This window comes from Microbacterium meiriae (assembly GCF_040685015.1).
Classification (GTDB): Bacteria; Actinomycetota; Actinomycetes; order Actinomycetales; family Microbacteriaceae; genus Microbacterium; species Microbacterium meiriae.
The window spans coordinates 1,212,150-1,229,941 of sequence record NZ_JBFBHD010000001.1; the positions used below are offsets into that span (position 1 = coordinate 1,212,150).

Annotated in this window: 23 protein-coding genes; 15 read left to right on the top strand and 8 right to left on the bottom strand. The window is 70.4% G+C overall.

Annotation, left to right across the window (positions count from 1 at the left end; genetic code table 11):
• Positions 1-35: 35 nt before the first annotated feature.
• Together AB0N68_RS05905 and nucS are read left to right on the top strand one after the other, a co-directional pair.
• A complete protein-coding gene (locus AB0N68_RS05905) occupies positions 36-887 on the top strand; it encodes a GAP family protein (RefSeq protein WP_280568222.1) in 852 nt (283 codons plus the stop codon).
• A 35-nt stretch (positions 888-922) separates the two neighbouring features.
• Positions 923-1,618 carry an endonuclease NucS gene (gene nucS / locus AB0N68_RS05910; protein WP_187662827.1) on the top strand — a complete coding sequence of 232 codons (696 nt, stop codon included), beginning with the start codon at positions 923-925 and terminating at the stop codon, positions 1,616-1,618.
• Positions 1,619-1,621: 3 nt separating this feature from the next.
• On the opposite strand, the gene AB0N68_RS05915 is transcribed toward nucS, so the two are convergent.
• Positions 1,622-1,858 carry a response regulator gene (locus AB0N68_RS05915; RefSeq protein WP_280568225.1) on the bottom strand — a complete coding sequence of 79 codons (237 nt, stop codon included), beginning with the start codon at positions 1,856-1,858 and terminating at the stop codon, positions 1,622-1,624.
• Between the two features lie 144 nt (positions 1,859-2,002).
• On the opposite strand from AB0N68_RS05915, the gene AB0N68_RS05920 reads away from it, so the two are divergent.
• Complete coding sequence (locus AB0N68_RS05920) at positions 2,003-2,668, top strand: HAD hydrolase-like protein (protein WP_280568226.1); 666 nt, start codon at positions 2,003-2,005, stop codon at positions 2,666-2,668.
• 91 nt (positions 2,669-2,759) lie between these two features.
• Here AB0N68_RS05920 and AB0N68_RS05925 read toward each other — a convergent pair whose 3' ends face one another.
• On the bottom strand, positions 2,760-2,966 hold the full coding sequence (locus AB0N68_RS05925) for a cold-shock protein (protein WP_017203899.1): 207 nt from the start codon (positions 2,964-2,966) through the stop codon (positions 2,760-2,762).
• A 481-nt stretch (positions 2,967-3,447) separates the two neighbouring features.
• On the opposite strand from AB0N68_RS05925, the gene AB0N68_RS05930 reads away from it, so the two are divergent.
• Complete coding sequence (locus AB0N68_RS05930; protein ID WP_187662825.1) at positions 3,448-4,269, top strand: shikimate 5-dehydrogenase; 822 nt, start codon at positions 3,448-3,450, stop codon at positions 4,267-4,269.
• 15 nt (positions 4,270-4,284) lie between these two features.
• Here AB0N68_RS05930 and AB0N68_RS05935 read toward each other — a convergent pair whose 3' ends face one another.
• Complete coding sequence (locus AB0N68_RS05935; RefSeq protein WP_187662824.1) at positions 4,285-4,722, bottom strand: SRPBCC family protein; 438 nt, start codon at positions 4,720-4,722, stop codon at positions 4,285-4,287.
• A gap of 149 nt (positions 4,723-4,871) precedes the next feature.
• On the opposite strand from AB0N68_RS05935, the gene AB0N68_RS05940 reads away from it, so the two are divergent.
• From AB0N68_RS05940 to AB0N68_RS05955, 4 genes are all read left to right on the top strand, one after another.
• On the top strand, positions 4,872-6,200 hold the full coding sequence (locus tag AB0N68_RS05940) for a cytochrome P450 (RefSeq protein ID WP_280568229.1): 1,329 nt from the start codon (positions 4,872-4,874) through the stop codon (positions 6,198-6,200).
• Between the two features lie 103 nt (positions 6,201-6,303).
• Positions 6,304-7,488 (top strand): zinc-dependent alcohol dehydrogenase, encoded by a 1,185-nt coding sequence (locus AB0N68_RS05945; protein ID WP_268777599.1) that lies wholly within the window; start codon positions 6,304-6,306, stop codon positions 7,486-7,488.
• A gap of 69 nt (positions 7,489-7,557) precedes the next feature.
• Positions 7,558-7,803: a hypothetical protein gene (locus AB0N68_RS05950; RefSeq protein ID WP_187662822.1), complete on the top strand. Its 246-nt coding sequence runs from the start codon at positions 7,558-7,560 to the stop codon at positions 7,801-7,803.
• Positions 7,800-8,777 carry an SRPBCC family protein gene (locus tag AB0N68_RS05955; protein WP_280568232.1) on the top strand — a complete coding sequence of 326 codons (978 nt, stop codon included), beginning with the start codon at positions 7,800-7,802 and terminating at the stop codon, positions 8,775-8,777. The genes AB0N68_RS05950 and AB0N68_RS05955 overlap by 4 nt, the downstream gene beginning before the upstream one ends.
• An 8-nt stretch (positions 8,778-8,785) precedes the next feature.
• On the opposite strand, the gene AB0N68_RS05960 is transcribed toward AB0N68_RS05955, so the two are convergent.
• Complete coding sequence (locus tag AB0N68_RS05960) at positions 8,786-9,097, bottom strand: hypothetical protein (RefSeq protein ID WP_187662820.1); 312 nt, start codon at positions 9,095-9,097, stop codon at positions 8,786-8,788.
• 149 nt (positions 9,098-9,246) lie between these two features.
• A complete protein-coding gene (locus AB0N68_RS05965) occupies positions 9,247-9,381 on the bottom strand; it encodes a hypothetical protein (protein ID WP_255218720.1) in 135 nt (44 codons plus the stop codon).
• 361 nt (positions 9,382-9,742) lie between these two features.
• Here AB0N68_RS05965 and AB0N68_RS05970 point away from each other — a divergent pair, with 361 nt between their 5' ends.
• From AB0N68_RS05970 to AB0N68_RS05990, 5 genes are all read left to right on the top strand, one after another.
• On the top strand, positions 9,743-10,009 hold the full coding sequence (locus tag AB0N68_RS05970; protein WP_187662819.1) for a hypothetical protein: 267 nt from the start codon (positions 9,743-9,745) through the stop codon (positions 10,007-10,009).
• Positions 10,006-10,320, top strand: coding sequence for a hypothetical protein (locus tag AB0N68_RS05975; protein WP_187662818.1), 315 nt, complete (start codon positions 10,006-10,008; stop codon positions 10,318-10,320). Before AB0N68_RS05970 ends, AB0N68_RS05975 begins: the two co-directional genes overlap by 4 nt.
• 27 nt (positions 10,321-10,347) lie before the next feature.
• Positions 10,348-10,821 (top strand): MarR family winged helix-turn-helix transcriptional regulator, encoded by a 474-nt coding sequence (locus tag AB0N68_RS05980; protein ID WP_280568240.1) that lies wholly within the window; start codon positions 10,348-10,350, stop codon positions 10,819-10,821.
• Complete coding sequence (locus AB0N68_RS05985) at positions 10,818-11,621, top strand: SDR family oxidoreductase (protein WP_268777591.1); 804 nt, start codon at positions 10,818-10,820, stop codon at positions 11,619-11,621. The genes AB0N68_RS05980 and AB0N68_RS05985 overlap by 4 nt, the downstream gene beginning before the upstream one ends.
• 120 nt (positions 11,622-11,741) lie before the next feature.
• Positions 11,742-12,878: a calcium:cation antiporter gene (locus tag AB0N68_RS05990; protein ID WP_280568243.1), complete on the top strand. Its 1,137-nt coding sequence runs from the start codon at positions 11,742-11,744 to the stop codon at positions 12,876-12,878.
• 6 nt (positions 12,879-12,884) lie between these two features.
• Here the strand turns inward: AB0N68_RS05990 and uriT are convergent, their stop codons facing one another.
• Positions 12,885-14,294: a uridine transporter UriT gene (gene uriT / locus AB0N68_RS05995; RefSeq protein WP_280568246.1), complete on the bottom strand. Its 1,410-nt coding sequence runs from the start codon at positions 14,292-14,294 to the stop codon at positions 12,885-12,887.
• Positions 14,295-14,425: 131 nt separating this feature from the next.
• Here uriT and AB0N68_RS06000 point away from each other — a divergent pair, with 131 nt between their 5' ends.
• Entirely contained in the window at positions 14,426-15,427 is a 1,002-nt protein-coding gene (locus tag AB0N68_RS06000) for a LacI family DNA-binding transcriptional regulator (RefSeq protein ID WP_259954164.1), read from the top strand.
• A gap of 3 nt (positions 15,428-15,430) precedes the next feature.
• Here AB0N68_RS06000 and AB0N68_RS06005 read toward each other — a convergent pair whose 3' ends face one another.
• Entirely contained in the window at positions 15,431-16,363 is a 933-nt protein-coding gene (locus AB0N68_RS06005; protein ID WP_259954165.1) for a nucleoside hydrolase, read from the bottom strand.
• Between the two features lie 49 nt (positions 16,364-16,412).
• Between AB0N68_RS06005 and AB0N68_RS06010 the strand changes: the two genes are divergently transcribed.
• Positions 16,413-17,273, top strand: a complete 861-nt coding sequence (locus AB0N68_RS06010; protein ID WP_268777595.1) for a ribokinase — start codon at positions 16,413-16,415, stop codon at positions 17,271-17,273.
• Between the two features lie 24 nt (positions 17,274-17,297).
• Here AB0N68_RS06010 and AB0N68_RS06015 read toward each other — a convergent pair whose 3' ends face one another.
• Positions 17,298-17,765: a YdgH/BhsA/McbA family protein gene (locus tag AB0N68_RS06015; protein ID WP_187662810.1), complete on the bottom strand. Its 468-nt coding sequence runs from the start codon at positions 17,763-17,765 to the stop codon at positions 17,298-17,300.
• Positions 17,766-17,792 lie beyond the last annotated feature (27 nt).

The following is a 17,792-nucleotide window of genomic DNA, read 5'->3' on the forward strand; positions in this document are numbered from 1 at the left end:
ATCCGCGTTCGCCCAGGGGTCGGGATCGTAAAGGCATGGAACTCTTCGGTGGGCTGCCGCTGCCCCTCTCCCTCGCCGTGCTCGCGCTCATCGACGGTCTGAGCGTCGGGACACTGCTCATCCCGGTCTTCCTGCTGCTGCACCCCGGGCGTGTGCGCGCCGGGCGGATCCTCGTCTATCTCGCGACGATCGCCGTGTTCTATCTCGTGGTCGGACTCCTCTTCCTGTGGGGGCTGGTGAACCTCGTCGACGTCGCCTCCGACTTCCTGGGCTCCCCGGCGGGAATGATCACCCGCCTCGTCGTCGGCGCCGCCCTCCTCGTCACGGCGTTCGTGATGCCGACGAAGCCCGCCGAAGCAGCGCCGGGCGGGGAGCCCACGGCCACCGTCGCGACGCCGGATCCCGGCATGCCGGGCAGAGACCCCGTGTCGGCATCGGGCGCGCAGATGCAACCTCCCGCTCCGTCCGCCGCCGCCGCGACGGCCGCGCCCCGGCCCGGACGGATCACCCGCTGGCGGGAACGACTGCTCGACCCGAAGACGCGCGGGTTCGCGGTCATGGCCGTCGCCATCGCCGCCGGCCTCGTGGAGGTCGCGACGATGCTGCCCTACATCGTGGCGATGACGATGCTGGCGGACGCCGGCGTCGACACCTCGCTGCGGATCCTGTCCCTGGCCGGATACTGTGCGCTCATGATCGCCCCGGCCGTCGTGCTCCTCGTGCTGCGACTGGTGGCGGCCCCGCTCGTGCAGCGGCCGCTGGAGCGCTTCGCCGCCTGGATGGAGCGGACGGGCGCGGAGAACACCGCCTGGATCATCGGCATCATCGGCTTCCTCATCGCCCGGTCGGCCGCCACCGAGCTCGGGCTCTTCGGCGCGATCTTCTGACCGCGACCACGGCGACGACGAAGTAGGCTCGTCGGGTGCGTCTCGTCATCGCCCGCTGCTCGGTCGACTACACCGGTCGGCTCAACGCCCATCTTCCGCTCGCCACCCGCCTGCTCGTGCACAAGGGTGACGGGAGTCTGCTCGTGCACTCCGACGGCGGCAGCTACAAGCCGTTGAACTGGATGAGCCCGCCGTGCGTGCTCGCCACCGAGGACCCGGGCGAGGAAGAAGCCGGCGCCGGCGTCGTCGAAGTGTGGCGCGTGACCCACAAGAAGACCGGCGATGCCCTCCGCGTGCAGATCTACGAGGTCATCCACGACTCCAGCCACGAGCTCGGGATCGACCCCGGGCTGCAGAAGGACGGCGTCGAGGCGGACCTGCAGCGCCTGCTCGCGGAGCAGGTGGACCGCGTCGCCGAGGGTGCCACCCTGGTGCGTCGCGAGTACCCCACGGCCATCGGCCCGGTCGACCTGCTGGTGCGCGACGCCGACGGCGTAGCGATCGCGGTCGAGGTCAAGCGCCGCGGCGACATCGACGGCGTCGAGCAGCTCACCCGCTACCTCGAGCTCCTGGGTCGCGACCCCCACCTCGCTCCGGTGCAGGGCGTGTTCGCCGCCCAGGAGATCAAGCCGCAGGCCCGCGTCCTCGCCGAGGATCGCGGAATCCGCTGCCTCGTGCTCGACTACGACGACATGAAGGGCATCGAGTCGGGCATCCCCCGCCTCTTCTGATCCTCAGCGCGTCGAGACCAGACGCGGCTGCGGACCCTCGAGCCGCGCGATCGCGATCTTCACCTCGGTGAGCTCGTGCTCGATCCGGTCGAACTTCGCGTCCTGGATCGCGAACCTCGCGACAATCGCGGCGAACCGCGTGTCCATCCGACCGAACATCCAGCCGAACCCGCTGATGATCGCGACGAGAGTCGTCGCGGCCGTCGCCAGCATCGTGATGACTTCCACCGACACGTACATGCCCCCATTCTCACCCGTGATCCCGCCGCTGTCACGACTCTAGGTCGACGTGAAGGGTGTTTACGTGTTCGGTGGATAAAGCCGTTTCGTGCACACCTGTGCAGGACGGGCGGGCACCCGTTCGCGGGACCCTAGGCTGGAGGCATGCCCTCTTCGCCTTACTCGTGTGTGCTCTGGGACGTCGACGGGACCATCGTCGACGCCTCGGTCGGGATCCTGCGTCGCCTGAACATCGCCCTGACGCACTTCGGCCACCCGGCGCCGACGCGGGACGAGCTCGTGCACTGGATCGGCCCTCCCATGTTCCAGTCCTTCCAGGATCAGGCGGGGATGACGCCGGAGCAGTCGACCGAGGCCGTGGCGTTCTACCGCACCCTCGGCAAGGCCGACGGGTACACGACCGACGTGCGGACGTATCCGGGGGTCGCCGAGCTGATCCACGACCTGCACGCGGCGGGTGTCCCCCAGGCGACGGCGAGCTCGAAGCCCGAGAACCAGGTCGACGCCCTGGTCGATCACTTCGGACTCCGGCCGTCGTTCCTCACGACCGTGGGCGCCACGCCGGACGAGGCCACGCTCGCCTCCAAGACCGACATCGTCGCCGAGGCGCTGCGACGGCTGCGCGAACTCGGCGCCGACACCTCCCGCCCGGTCCTCGTCGGCGACCGGCATCATGACGTCGAGGGCGGTCTCGCCAACGGCGTGCCCGTGATCTTCGTGGGCTGGGGATTCAGCGACCCGCACGAGGGCGACGACGCGGCGTTCCGCGTCGCGACCGTCGACGAGCTGCGCGCACTCCTCCTGCCCTGACCGGCCCGAGGCCGCCAGGGAAGACGAAACTCCCCGCCGGGTCAGCGCCTGCGCGTGATTCCGACGGGGAGTTCCCGGTGTTGCTTCCGCCTCAGACGGGGCGGATGTTCTCTGCCTGCAGGCCCTTGGGGCCCTGCGCCACATCGAACTCGACCCGCTGGTTCTCTTCGAGAGAGCGGTAGCCGGATGACTGGATGGCGGAGTAGTGCGCGAAGACGTCAGCGCCTCCGTCGTCGGGGGAGATGAAGCCGAAGCCCTTCTCCGAGTTGAACCACTTGACCGTGCCCTGGGTGCTCATGTACTGCCTGTTCTGCTGATGTAGAAGCCGACGCAGGGGTGCACCGACATCGCTAACGCTAGTGGAGGGGACCCCCAGCGGAATAGTCGTTGCGAGAAGGTAATCCAAATGTTGCATGAGCGGACGCGCCCGGAAAATGGTGTGGCACTCACCGCGGGGGGAGCGATGAGGGCCGAAGACGACCGGAGGGTGCGTCAGAAACAGCCTAACCCCTCCACGCGCTTCTTGTCCCCCTTTTGGGGGACAAATCTGAAAAATCTTCGTGGCGACCGGCCGGAGAGCGGCCCTCTCGAGGAGTTCATTGGGGACTGAACTACTCGAGAGGGCCCAATCGCATGCACGGATCGTCCGGCCCGTGGGGAGGGCCTCCGCCTCCTGGGGAGAGGCGTAGACGATCGATCCCCTTGCATGCACTTTCACCCTAGGGGAGGACGCGATCTCCCGCCATGGACCTTGACAGACGCAGGGGTAGCCTGAATCGGTGACCATGCTGAACAAGGACATGACGCTCTGCATCTCGCTGTCGGCACGGCCGAGCAACAACGGCACGCGCTTCCACAACCATCTGTACGAAGCCCTCGGTCTGAACTGGATCTACAAGGCCTTCGCTCCGACCGATCTGAGGCAGGCGATCGAGGGGGTGCGCGGCCTCGGCATCCGCGGGTGCGCCATCTCGATGCCCTACAAAGAGGACGTCATCGCCCTCGTCGACCGCATGGACCCCTCAGCGCAGGCCATCGATTCCGTCAACACGATCGTGAACGATGACGGCGTGCTCACGGCCCACAACACCGACTACTCGGCGATCGCGCAGCTGATCGCGGAGAACGACCTCGACCCCGCGTCCTCGGTCCTCCTCCTCGGCTCGGGCGGCATGGCGAAGGCGACGGCGGCCGCGTTCCGCGATGCCGGCTTCACGGACGTGACCATCGTCGCCCGGAACGCATCCGCGGGCCGTGCCCTCGCCGAGCTGTACGGCTTCGCCTGGCGCGCGGAGGCCGGAGACACCACCGCCGACGTGATCGTGAACGTCACCCCGATCGGCATGGCCGGGGGTGCGGAGGCGGACGCACTCGCCTTCCCCGAGTCCACGGTGGACGCCGCTGGAGTCGTGTTCGACGTCGTCGCCCTGCCCGCCGAGACCCCGCTCATCGCCGCCGGTCGGGCCGCGGGCAAGACGGTGATCACGGGCGCCGAGGTCGCGACGCGACAGGCGCTCGAGCAGTTCGTCCTCTACACCGGGATCCGTCCGTCCGCAGAGCAGGTGCGCGCCGCCGAGGAGTTCATGCGGGCGGGAGCGTGAGGCGATGAGCCCGGGTCAGGACGCGCGACCCTCGGCCAGGTAGCCGAGGCGGTGCAGCGTCTCGGCGTTCCGCCAGCGGAGCATCGGCGTCGTCAGGAACCGGGGCACCATCGTCGCCGGGCCCTTCACCGGCTCCTCATCGATGCGCACCTGGCATCCGGTCGGAGTCGACCGCGCGCGGATCGTCACCTGCGCCTCGCCGACCGGCCAGCCGCGTGCCCGCATCACGGCGCGGTGCGGAGGGTGCCACTCGACCAGCTCCGTCGTGTCGTCGAGGAGCGCGGGCCACGTGCCGACCGAATGGTGCAGCTGGGCCCCGGCCGCCGGCCAGGAGTCGTCCACGTCACGCATGCGGGACGCGCCGACCACCCACGCGGGGTAGAGCCAGCCGTTCGCCAGCACGCGGAACACGTCATGAGTGGTGCACGTCAGGTCGCGGGTGTTGGTGGCCATGGTTCCTCCGTTCCCTCCCATCCTGGGTGCTTCGAGCGTCGGTCGGACAGGTGCTTGACATCGGCGGCACCCGACAGCCCGGCTAGCACAATCGATCCGAAGTCGCCTCCCCCTTGGGCCCCCTCGCGGCCACGTGACAGGGTCGGATCATGCTTCAGCGACTGACTTCCCGACTGTCCGACGGCCTCGACGCGGTCCTGCAGGAGGACTCGCCGTCGCTGCTCACCCGGGGCTACGACTTCGGCGAGCGCATCTGGCGCCGAGCCCGCCCCGGCGCCCGCTCCGCCCCGATGCGCCTCCTCGGGCACCCCGCCGCCTTCGTCCGCGGAGCCGAGGGGGTGGAGCTGTTCTACGACGAGAGCCGCATCGCCCGCGCCGGCGCCATGCCGGGGGTCATCCGCGAACCGCTCTTCGGGCACGGCTCGGTGCACGCGCTCGACGGCGCGGCGCACCGCCACCGCAAAGCCACCTTCGTGGAGGCCGCGTACGAGGATGCCCAGGTCGAGCGGCTCACGCCCTTCCTCGAACGGGAGTGGGCAGCGGAGCTCGAGGACTGGCGCGCCGGCGGCACCCGGACCGCGTACGACGCCGCCGTCGGTGCGTTCGGTCGCGCCATGATGCGGTGGGCGGGATTGCCCGGCACGGCCGCGGCGCACACCCGATGGGCAGCCCGACTCGCGCAGATCGTCGACGGATTCGGTGCTCCCTACTCCCCCGCCTATGTCGAGGCCTTCGCGAACCGCATCTTCTCCGACCGCCATGCGCGACGCCTCATCGAAGCCGTCCGCGCCGGCGATCTGTCGGCCCCCGAGGGCACGGCACTCGCCCTGTGGGCCGCGCACCGCGACGAGACCGGGGCGCTCCTGCCCACCCAGGTCGCCGGCGTGGAGCTGCAGAACAGCATCCGCCCGATGATCGCCGCCGCGCGGTTCGTGGCTTTCGCCGCGAAGCAGTTGCACGATCACCCCGAATGGCGCACTCGGATCGCCGCCGAGACCTCCGAGCGCGGGGCCCTGGTCGGGGGGACCCTGGCGACGATGTTCGCGCAGGAGGTGCGGCGGACGGGGCTGTTCGTGCCGATGCTGCCTGGTCGCACCACCACCGAGGTCGAGATCGAGGGGGTGACCGTCCCGGAGGGTGGCCGGGTCGTGCTCGACATCCTCGGCACGAACACGGATGGGCGGTCGTGGTCCCACCCGGAGCGCTTCGCCCCCGAGCGCTTCACCGACGTGGACGACTACGAGGACCTCGTGACCTTCGTCCCGCAGGGCGGGGGCGACGTCGCCACCGGACACCGCTGCCCCGGGGAGAAGCTCGTCATCGCCGGCCTCTCCGCCGCCGTCGCGGTGCTGAGCGACCCGGAGCTGACGGTGCTCGACGAGGGACTCGACGTGAACCGTCGCCGCCTTCCCACCAGGCCCTCCTCGGGTGGGCGGGTGCGTGCCGCCGGTTCCGGGCGCGGCTGCCCGTTCCACTGAGTCCTGGGATCGCACGTCGTCCACGACCTGTCAACCGGGTGGCCATGCTGCCGCTCGCCCGAGAGCGTGGAGGGACGACGGACATCGAGACGTGGAGGACATGATGAAGGCACTCACCTGGCAGGGCAAGCGGAACGTGACGGTGGAGGAGGTCGCCGACCCGGTCATCCAGCAGCCGGCGGACGCCATCGTCCGGATCACCTCGTCGGCCATCTGCGGATCCGACCTGCACCTCTACGAACTGCTGGGCCCGTTCCTCGACCGCGGGGACATCCTCGGGCACGAGCCCATGGGCGTCGTGGTGGAGGTCGGCGCGAACGTCACGAAGCTGAAGCCCGGCGACCGCGTCGTGATCCCGTTCAACATCTCCTGCGGGGTGTGCTTCTTCTGCCTCCGCGGGCTGCAGTCGCAGTGCGAGACGACCCAGGTGCGCAAGTACGGCAGCGGCGCGGCACTCTTCGGCTACACCAAGCTCTACGGCCAGGTCCCCGGCGGGCAGGCCGAGTACCTCCGCGTGCCGCTGGCCGACTACAACCACATCCCGGTCGGGCCGGACCTGCCGGATGAGCGCTACCTCTTCCTCAGCGACATCCTGCCGACCGCATGGCAGGGCGTGGAGTACGCGCAGCTTCCCGAAGGCGGGACGCTCGCGGTGATGGGACTCGGCCCCGTCGGGCAGTTCGTCAGCCGGATCGCCCGGCACCGCGGCCACCGCGTCATCGCGGTCGAGCCGGTGGCGGAGCGGCGCGCGATGGCGGAGCGGCACGGCATCGAGACGCTCGACCTCACGGACACGGCCGTCGAGGAGATCCGCGATGCCACCGAGGGTCGTGGTGCCGACGCGGTCGTGGACGCGGTGGGCCTGGAGGCACACGGCAACAGCGGCGTGGAGTTCCTGCAGAAGGCGGTCGGACTGCTGCCCGATCCCGCGGCACGGCAGATGCTCGACAAGGCCGGGATCGATCGTCTCGCCGCCGTGTACGCCTCGATCGACGCCGTCCGTCGTGGGGGCACGGTCTCGCTGAGCGGTGTGTACGCGGGCGACGCCGACATCCTGCCGATGAAGACCCTGTTCGACAAGCAGATCAGCATGCGCATGGGACAGTGCAACGTGAAGAACTGGATCGACGACATCCTCCCGCTCGTGGAGGACCCGTCCGACCCGCTCGGCGTGATGGATCTGACGACGCACCACGCGGCCCTGGAAGACGCCCCGGACCTGTACCGGACGTTCCAGGAGAAGAAGGACGGCTGCATCAAGGTCGTGCTGCACCCCTCCGCCGCCTGACGGATCGTCGAGGGGCTCTAGAAGCAACCCGGGTTGACAGCATCGCTGCCAGCAACCTAGGTTGACATCATGGAGTCCCTCGACATCGCCCGCGCCGCCGCGGACACGACCGATCCCCGTGCCGGGCTTCGCGCAGTGGCCTCGTTGCGGACGCTCGCCGACGCTCTCGAACTGCGCCAGGTGGAGGCCGCGCTCCGCGCCGGGATGAGCTGGCAGGCCGTCGCCGACGCCCTCGGGGTCACGCGGCAGGCCGTGCACAAGAAGCACAGTCGTCGCATCGATCCGACGATCCCGGTTCCGCGGCGGAACGCATGAGCCGGTTCACGCAGGCCGCTGCGACCATGCACACCCTCTCGCTCGCGGCGATGGAGGAGGCGTCACGCCTGGGTGTCCGCGATGCCGACATCGAGCACCTGCTGCTCGCGCTCACGCTCGATGCCGACACCGGCGGACAGGTCCTGCGGCGTGCGCGCGTCGATCTCGACGCCACCCGGACGGCGGTCGAGGCGCAGCACGCCGGACAGCTCCAGGCCGTGGGCGTGGACGCTCCTTCGATCGGCCCCGGTCGCATCGTCTTCCACGAGACCGAGGGCTACGACTGGACGGACCGCGCCCTCGCGGTGCTCCGCGCCGCCACAGGGGGCGGCCGACAGGGCGACTCGGCCGCCGTGCTCCGCGCCCTTCTCGAGGAGCCCAGCGGCCTGATCACCGCCATCCTCGACCGGCTCGCCGTGACGGCGGACGACATCACGGTGCAACTGGATGAGGTCGAAGCCGCAGCCCGCCCGCTGCAGCGACGGCGGGAGATCTCCGGGATCTCCGGGTCACGCTCGATGTTCATCCCGGCGGCCATGACGGATGTCTGGACACTGCTCTCGACCGCCGACCGTCTCCCGGATTGGGATCAGAGCGTCGCCACCATCCTCCCGGGACCCGAGGACGGTCCCTGGGAGGCGTTCGCCCCCACGACGGCCCCCGACGGACGACCACTCCGGCGCAAGCCGGCATTCCATCGCCTCCGGGTGACCCGTTCGGCGCCGGAGGATCCCACACACGTGGCCTGGCGATTCGAGCATCCCCACGCCCCGAGCGCGAACCCGCGCCTCCTCACCCTCGCGCTCGAACCGGCGGCGGGCGGCACACAGCTCCGGGCGACGCTGACATGGGAGACCAGGCCACGCGGGCCGATCCGGCGAGCGCTACGGTCACCCTTCGCGCCCCTCCTGCGCGGGCTCGTGTTCATCCACCTCGTGCAGGTCGAGAGCGGAATCAGTCGGGTCTTCCGCTGATCGGTCGCTCAGCCCTCTTCATGCCGCGGACCGACGCCGGGCTCCTTGCTGTGGGTCGACTCGTAGGCGGGCTCCGGTGGATTCTTCGACGCAGGGTCCACGCGGGCCGCGTTCCCCGCGCCGGCGTCGGCTCCGGCCCCGCCGGCCGGCACGTCCTGAAGAGCGTCCGGATCGTCGCCTCCGCGCTCGGCGAGGTGTGCCGCGATGCCTTCTCGCGAAGGCTCCTCATCGGACTCGACGACGTCCTCCTCCTCGGGTCGCAGAGGCTCCTCCGGCTGCAGCGGCTCATCCGGGTACATGAAGGCTTCCGGGTTCGACATGACGCGCTCCTCTCGTGACGGAGACTCCAGCGTGCGTCGGATCGGCGCTCAGGACAGGCCCGTTGACACAGCGGCGGCACCCCGGTAACCCATCGCCCGGGTACCGGCGGGTGCCACGATCGAGCGCCGCACCCGCCGGGCCGGAGTCCTCAGCTCTTCGCGCCCTTGCGAGGCTTGAGGAACTCGTCCGGGGCGTTCTTCGCGCGCTTCGCCGCCCGCTTCTCCTTGAGAGAGAGCTGCGGCGCCTTCTTTCCGGCGCGACCCGGTGTGGACTTTCCTGACATGGCGCTTCCCCTTTGTGACTGGCTGGCGTAACCCCCGACCATACCCGGAAGCACAGGGAAGTCAAATTTCCCGCTGAACGGGAGAAAAACGCCTGAGCGAATCGCTCTGCAACCCTGTACGGAACCGTGATCGTCTCTCACTTCTTTTGAATGACTCAAAATAACGTGGTACGGTCGGAGGACAGCAACCGGTCAGGCAGACCGCTCCGCACGCCACTCAGAGGGCCGCCTGCGGAGGCGCGCCGCCGCAGCCCGTGCGCCGGAGTCGGGGAGAGCACCCCCCGCGGTCCGACGTGCGCAGCGCGAGGGACACACGTCCCTCGGCGCGAGCCTGCCCATCCGCCCCGAGAGAGGAATCCCCATGCCAGAGACACGACCCACCGACCATCGCCGCACGGGGTTCACCTCGATGCCGCATTCCTTGGGTCGCGGCGGCCGCGAGGACATCGTCTGGGAGGCGCTCGAGCGGGTGGACGGGAAGCCCGCGCCCGCGATCGGCGTCATGCAGGCGGCGATGGGCACGGAGGCGCAGATCCGCCTGACCCAGGACGTGATCCGCGCCTACCTCGATGCGCAGGGCGTCCGCGACACCCGCGAGTGGGCGGCACGCCGAGGCGGTGTCGCATGAGGCGTCGACTCCGCTCCGACGTCCGGGAGCACTCCGACACCGTCCTCCGCCTGCAGCCGGCAGAGCTCCACGAGACCGCACCCTTCGCACCCGGCGACGACCGCTTCGTCGCCGAACTCGCCTCCCCCGGCCTCGGGGCGTGCTCATTCGTCCTCGGTCCGCAGGGCACACCTCCACCCGCGTGGATCGTGCTCGATTATGCCGACGGGCAGCAGCGCCGGTGGCGGCGTGCGCGGCGGGCAGGCGATCGGCATTTCTTCACCCTCGCGGAGGACACCGCGAGCGCGGGATACATCACAACTGTTGCCTGAGGCAACTTTGAGGCGTACTCTGGACACATGACCACCGGCGAAGACGTCGCCGGCATCCACCTGGCCCTCGTCCGCGTGGTGTCGGAATGGAGTGAGAGCGATCTGCAACGTCAGGTCGCGGAAGCCGTCGACGTCGCCCTCGATCCGTCCGCCATCCGCGCGCTCTACCTGCTCGGGATGAACGGAGGCACGATGGGCTTCGGCGACCTGGCCGCACACGCGACACTGTCGCGGCCGACCACGTCGAAGCTCGTCGCCCGCATGGCGACGCAGGGCGTCGTCGACCCCGTGCGCTCGGGACGCACGGTCGAGGTGCGCCTGACGGACGCGGGCCGGACGGCCTATGCGCGCCTGGTCGAGGCCGGCCATCGCATGGTCGGCGATGCGGTCGCAGGCTGGTCGCCGGACGAGATCGACGGATTCCGCCGCCAGCTCGGCCGCTTCGTCACCGCACTGTCCGGCACGCCGCCGGTCGTGTCCATCAAGGAGGAAACCCCATGACCCGCACCTATGTCGTCACCGGATCCGCATCCGGCATCGGCGCCGCCACCGCCGAGCTGCTCCGCTCTCAGGGCCACACCGTCATCGGCGTCGACCTCGCCGGCGTCGAGGTCGACGGAGATCTGTCCACCCACGAGGGGCGTCTGGCCGCGGCGAGCGCCGTGGTCGAGGCGGCCGACGACGGGATCGACGCCGTCATCGCCTGCGCCGGCATCTCGGCTCCGATCTCGAAGACGATGTCCATCAACTTCTTCGGCGTGACCGAGTTCCTGACCGCGCTGCAGCCCACGCTGAGCCTGGCCGATGCGCCGCGCGCCGCCGTGGTGTCGTCGATGGCCTCGCTGCAGCCGGTGTCGCCCGAGCTCGTCGACGCGGCCCTCGCCGGCGACGAGGCGCGCGCGATCGAGATCGGCGACCGTCTGGCCGCGACACCCGAGGCCGGGTTCCTCAACTACTCGTCCAGCAAGCGCGCCCTGTCGCGCTGGGTCCGTCGCGAGAGCATCACCCCGGCGTGGGCGGGAGCGGGCATCCCGCTGAACGCCGTCGCCCCCGGCACCGTCATCACGGCGATGACCGCGGGCCTGCTCGACTCGCCCGAGGGTCTGGCCATGGTGGACGCCGCCGTGCCGATGCCCCTGAACTACCACCAGCCGGCGTCCTCCATCGCCGAGCTCCTCGTCTGGCTCACCAGCCCGGTCAACACCCACATGGCGGGTCAGACGATCTACTGCGACGGCGGAGCCGACGCCGTCCTGCGCGGCGACGACATCTGGTCCTGGAACGACGCCCCCCAGAGCTGACCTGCACTGCTCAGCCGCTGTTCCGGGAGCGCGGGTATCCTGAGGGTGTCTCCGGCACCCGGAGCAGCGGACGAGGGAGCAGTACCCGCACACGACGACTGACTCATGAAGGAGTCCGTCATGATCCGGTCGTTCATCACCCGCACCGACCTGCTGCGTGTGGCCCTGGGCTGGGGCGCGGTCGTCGCCCTGCTCGCCCTGCACCCGTTGCTCGCGCCTCCCGTGCCGGGACCGCTCCTGGTCGTCGCCCTCCTCGCGATCGTCGCCGTGATCCTCGTGTGCGCGTTCGGCGTCGTGAAGCAGGCCGAGGCCCTCGCCCACCGGCTGGGCGATCCCTACGGATCCCTGGTGCTGACCCTGTCGATCGTGCTCATCGAGGTGATCCTCATCTCGGCGGTCATGCTCGGGCCGGGCGAGCACGCCACCATCGCGCGCGACTCGGTCATGGCCGTCTCCATGATCATCCTCAACCTCGTCATCGGCCTGGCCCTCCTCCTCGGTGGACTCCGCCATCGGGGCATGGCGCACAACCGCACCGGCACATCCGCGTACCTGTCGATGCTCGTGGTCCTCGTCGCTCTGGCGTTCGGACTTCCGGGGCTCATCGGCGACGGCGGTGCGTACACGGTCGGCCAGGAGATCCCGATCATCGTGCTCACACTCGTCCTGTACGCATTCTTCCTGTTCCGGCAGATGGGTGCGCAGGCCGATGACTTCACCGAGGTGGACGAGAGGCTGCGGCCAGCCCACACGGCGGCGAACGCGGCACCGCGGACCCCCATCCGCGCGGTGCTCGCGGCCCACCGCGTCGAGGTGCTGACCCGCCTCGTCCTCCTCGTCATCACCGTCGTCCCCATCGTGCTGCTCTCGCACGACATGGCGGCCCTGCTCGACGACGGTCTCGGCCGGCTCGGCGCTCCCGTCGCCCTGGCGGGGCTGCTGATCGCCGGCATCGTGTTCCTCCCGGAGTCGATCACCTCGATCCGCGCGGCCCTGAACGGCGAGGCCCAGCGCGTGAACAACCTCTGCCACGGGGCGCTCGTGTCGACGGTCGGCCTGACCATTCCGGCGGTCCTCCTGATCGGCATGCTCACCGGGCAGCAGGTGGTGCTCGCCGAGTCGCCGGCCAACCTCCTCATGCTCGCCGTCACCCTGCTGCTGTCGGTGACGACGTTCGCGGCGAAGCGGGTCACCGCGATGCACGGGGCCGCGCACCTGGCGACCTTCGCCGTCTACGTGCTCATCCTCTTCAGCTGAGCCGCCTCAGCGGGTCAGCTCGGCGTGGACGGGCTTCGGGATGAAGAGGGAGAAGGTCAGCGCGCCTGCGAGCACGACGGCGCCGGTGAGGAGCGCGGCGACGTAGCCGCCCGCCGCATCCCCGCTGCCGCCGAACGAGGCCTGGGCCGCGTAGATCACGACGAAGCTCAGTCCCGCCCCGAGGTTGATCGCGCCGGTGTTCAACCCGGGGAGCGATCCCGGCCGCTCCTTCGGCGACAGCACGACGCCGAGGCCGTTCAGCATGATGTTGCCGATGCCGGCGTACGTGACGCCGGCCGCGACCGAGAGCAGCAGCAGGGTGACCCGGGAGGACGTCCCGACGTTGGCCACCATCAGCACGAGCACGACGATCGTGCCGATCAGTCCCACCCGGAGCATCGCGCGGTAGCCCACGGTCGCCGCGAGCCGTCCGGTCAGCGGTCCCATCAGCAGGCCGGCGAGCGCGTACGGCATCAGGATCCAGAACGACACCTCCTCGGCGCTCATGGACAGACCCATGCCGGTGTCCTGCGCCAGAGCGGGGACCACGCCGTTCATCACCGCGAAGATGCCGGAGAGCGTCAGCAACGAGGTCGCGGAGAGCGCCCAGGTGGAGCGCTGCTTCAGCTGAGCGGGCGAGACCAGCGGGTCCCGCAGCGCGCCCTCCAGCTTCCAGAAGGCGAGGAACGACACCACGGCCACGACAGCCAGCACGATCACCAGGAGCACGTCCGCCTCGGCGAGCTTCCCGAGCTCGTTCAGGGCGACGAGCATCGACCCGACGGAGACGACCAGGAGCAGGGACCCCCACCAGTCCATGCGCGGACGGTCCTCCGCCATCGTCTCCGGGGCGAGCAGGCGCACGACGAGCGCCGCAGCCACCGCGACACCGGCCATGGTCCAGAAGATCGAGGCGAAACCGTGATTCGTGGCGAGGTAGCCGCCGAGCAGCGCGTCGCCGCCCGCGATCCCGCCGTTGACGGCCGTGACGACGCCGAGCAGCGTGCCGTACATCTTCGGGTCCGCGACGGCCGCGCGCAGCATGATCAGGCACAGCGGTACGACGGGACCGGAGACGCCCTGGATGAGGCGGCCGACGAAGAGCATCGGGACGTTCGTCGCGAGCGCCGCGACCACGCAGCCGACGGCCATCACCACGAGCATGCCGACGAGCACCCGGCGCCGTCCGATGAGGTCGCCCAGCCGCGGGAGGAACAGGGTGAAGAGGGCGGCGGCGGTGAAGAACACCGTCTGGGTCGCCGCGATCTCCGATGCCGTCGCGTCGAGCTCGCGCTCCATCGTGACCAGGGCCGGGCTGAGCATGCTCGCGTTCAGCTGGAACGCGAGGCACGCCGCGAGGAGGGCGACCATCAGGGGGGCGACGGCCGTCCGGGGCCGGAGGGCGGTGGTGTGCATATCGTTCTCACTTCTTCGTGTCGGTGCGGGGGCGCCGGAATGCGTAATCCTTTACGCGCGGCTTATCTTGGGAGTCGAGGCGCCGGTGTCGGCGCCCGACGGGAGTCGAGGTGCGGATGAGGAAGCCGTCGGTGACGCTGCATGATGTGGCAGCCGCGGCCGGGGTGTCGATCGCCACGGTGTCCCGCGCGCTGAACGGCAAGGAGCGCGTCTCCGGAGCCACCGCCGAGCATGTGGCCCGGGTGGCCGAGCAGCTCGGCTATCGGGTCAACCTCATCGGCCGCGGTCTGCGCGAAGGCACCGGCGCGACCATCGGCGTGGTCGTCCCGGTGATCAGCAACCCGTTCTACGGTGAGCTCGTCCATCGCCTCGAGGACCATCTGCAGCGGCGGGGATTCGACCTCGTCATCGCGGACTCGCACGGCGAGGTCGACCGGGAGCGCGCCCGTCTGCGCATGCTCGTCGAGCGCCGCGTCGAGGGGGTCTTCGTGGTCCCGTCCGATGCGGAGCTGTCGTTCGACGCCGTCGCCGATACCGCTCAGCGCCTTCCCCTGGTCCAGGTGGACCGGAGGGTGCTGGACCTGGATGCCGACTTCGTGGGGGTGGACAACGATCATGGCATCGGGCTCGCCGTCGACCATCTGGTCTCCCGCGGCGCCTCTCGCATCGTCCTCGTGTCGGGCAACGACGTCACGTCGGTCGGCCGCGAGCGCCGCGCCGCGTTCGAGGCGATCGTCCGCGCGCGGTCGCTGCCGGTCGAGGAGAACGTGTTCGGCGAATACCTGCTCGCCTTCGGCGAGTCCGCCGTCACGGAGCTGCGAGCGCGCGGTCCGCTCCCGGACGCCATCGTCGCGGGCGACGACCTCGTCGCCGCCGGTGCCGTCGCCGCGCTGAAGCGCGCCGGCCTGCGCGTCCCCGACGACATCCTCATCACGGGATTCGACGGCACCATGCTGGCGGACGTGTGCGAGCCGCGGCTCACGACCGTGGTCCAGCCGTTCGACGAGCTCGCCGCGGAGGCGGTGGAGGCTCTCGTGCAGCGGAGGGAGGATCCAGACGCCCCGTACGCCCTGCGCCGCGTGGCCCCGACCCTGCGCGTGGCCGAGTCGACGTCTCCCGCGCCGGGCGCGTGACCCTCAGGCGAGTGCTGCGACGGCATCCGTCACCAGGTTCCAGAAGGCCGGCACGTCGAGGGTCAGCGCGACGTCGGCGTTCGGCTCCTTGCCGAGCATGTCGTGGAGGTCGACACACGTCGCCCCTGCCGTGAACTCGCCGGCCGTCTCGATGTCGACATGGCAGCGCTGCACCGTGGCGACGGCGCGATCGATCGCGATGGCGACGGTGATGGGGTCGTGCAGCGGTCCCTCCGGCATCCCCTCGGCCTTGTCGTACGACGCGGAGAAGAAGCGCAGCAGTTCCACGCCGAACGCCGCCGTGCGGTTGCCGACCGCCGCGATCCGCTGCACGACCTCTTCGGTGATGAGCGCCTGGTGGGAGATGTTGAGGCCGACCATGGTGAGCGGCAGACCGGAGGCGAACACGACCGCCGCGGCCTCGGGGTCGGCCCAGGCGTTGAACTCGGGATAGGCGCCGACGTTGCCGCGTCCGGTCGATCCGCCCATCCAGATGATCTCCTTGATGTTGCGGGCCGCCTCCGGGTGCTGCTGGAGGAGCAGGGCGATGTTCGTCAGCGGGCCCGTGGGGATCACCGTGATCGGATCCGCGGAGGCCTTCAGGGTCTCCGCGAGGAAGTCGACGGCGTGCCGCGGGTCGAGCGGGACCGTGGGCTCGGGGAGGACGGGTCCGCCGAGGGCGTTGTCCCCGTGGATCCAGGCCCCGGGGGTGAGCTCGCGGCGGAGCGGCTTGTCGGCTCCCGCAGCCACGGGCACGCCGGTCACGCCCGCGACCGTGAGGGCGATCTGCGCGTTCCTGGTGGTGTGTTCCAGGTAGCCGTTGCCGCCGACGGTCGTGACGCCGCGGAGGTCGATGCGCTCGTCTCCCGCCGCCAGCCAGATGGCGAAGACGTCGTCGTGGCCGGGGTCGCAGTCGAGGAGGACGGGGACGGGCATGGGGTGCTCCTTTGCAATCGGGTGTGCGTAAACGTTTACACTCTTTCTCATGAACGTCAAGCCGGACGCTGTCCTCGCCCCTTCCCTCGTCGTCGTCGGGAGCGCCAATGTCGACCTCACCGCCTTCGTCGATCGGCTGCCGACCGCCGGCGAGACCGTCGCCGGGGGCCGGCTCTCGCGCGATCTCGGCGGCAAGGGCGCCAACCAGGCCGTCGCGGCGGCCAAGCTGGGCGGCCGGGTCCGGATGGTGGGGGCCGTCGGGGCCGACGCCGACGGCGCCTGGATGCGCGATGAGCTCGGCCACGCCGGCGTCGACACCGCGGACCTGCGCACGGTCGCCGCGCCCACCGGGACGGCCCTCATCGTCGTGGGTGCCGACGCCGAGAACCAGATCGCGGTGTGCCCCGGCGCGAACGAGCTCGTCTCCCTCGAGGGCGTCGCCGTCGGGCCGGACGAGGCCGTCCTGCTGCAACTGGAGATCGCGATGTCCGTCGTCGAGAGCGTCGTCGCCCGCGCCGAGGGGTTCGTCGCCGTCAATGCCGCCCCCGCACACCCCCTTCCCGACGCGCTGCTCCAGCGGGTGGATCTGTTCATCGTGAACGAGACCGAGCGCGAGCTGATGCCGGAGCTGGCCGATGCCGCCCTCGTCGCCGTGACCTACGGCGCCGCGGGGGCTGCCCTGTTCCGCGGCGGCGAGGAGATCGCACGGGCGAACGGCGTGCCCACCCGCGCCGTCAACACCGTGGGGGCGGGAGACGCCTTCTGCGCCGCGCTCGTGCTCGCCCTGCAGAGCGGACTGCCGCCGCAGTCGGCCCTGCAGACGGCCTGCGCGGTGGGCGCTGCCGCCGTCGCGCACCTCTCCTCGCAGCCTCCCTTCGACCCGCTCGCGCGCTACGTCCCCGCGCCTTAGCGGCGCCCGTCGACGGCGGTCGGTTCAGGACGCGGCGCCGGCCCCGCGCAGCGCGCAGCGAAGATCGCTCGGCGGCACGAAGTCCGCGGTGAGAGACCAGTCGGCTTCCTCGCCGGCGGGGACCTCCACCGTCGCCTGACCGGACCCGACGACCGTGGCCGCGTCGGTGGTGAAGAACACGGTCACGACGTACGTCGCATCCTCGTCCGTGGGATTGCCGACCACGCCTTCCGCCGTCCCGCCGTCGTCCTCCGTGGTGCAGGTCGTGATCTGAGTGCCGGCGCGCACCTCCGGAGCGTCCGGCACGTCCTCCGGTACGCTCGTCGCTCCGACGACCCCTTCTTCTTCACCGGGGATCTGCGGCGCTCCGTCCGCGGCGGTCGGGGTAGGGGTCGGCTCCTCCTCGGCCGCGGAGCAGGCGCTGAGCAGGAACACGGAGATCAGGAGCGGCGCCGTGAGACGGGCGATCCTGCGGTGGCGTGCGGACATCATGGGCTCCTCCTTCGACCCGACCGTCCG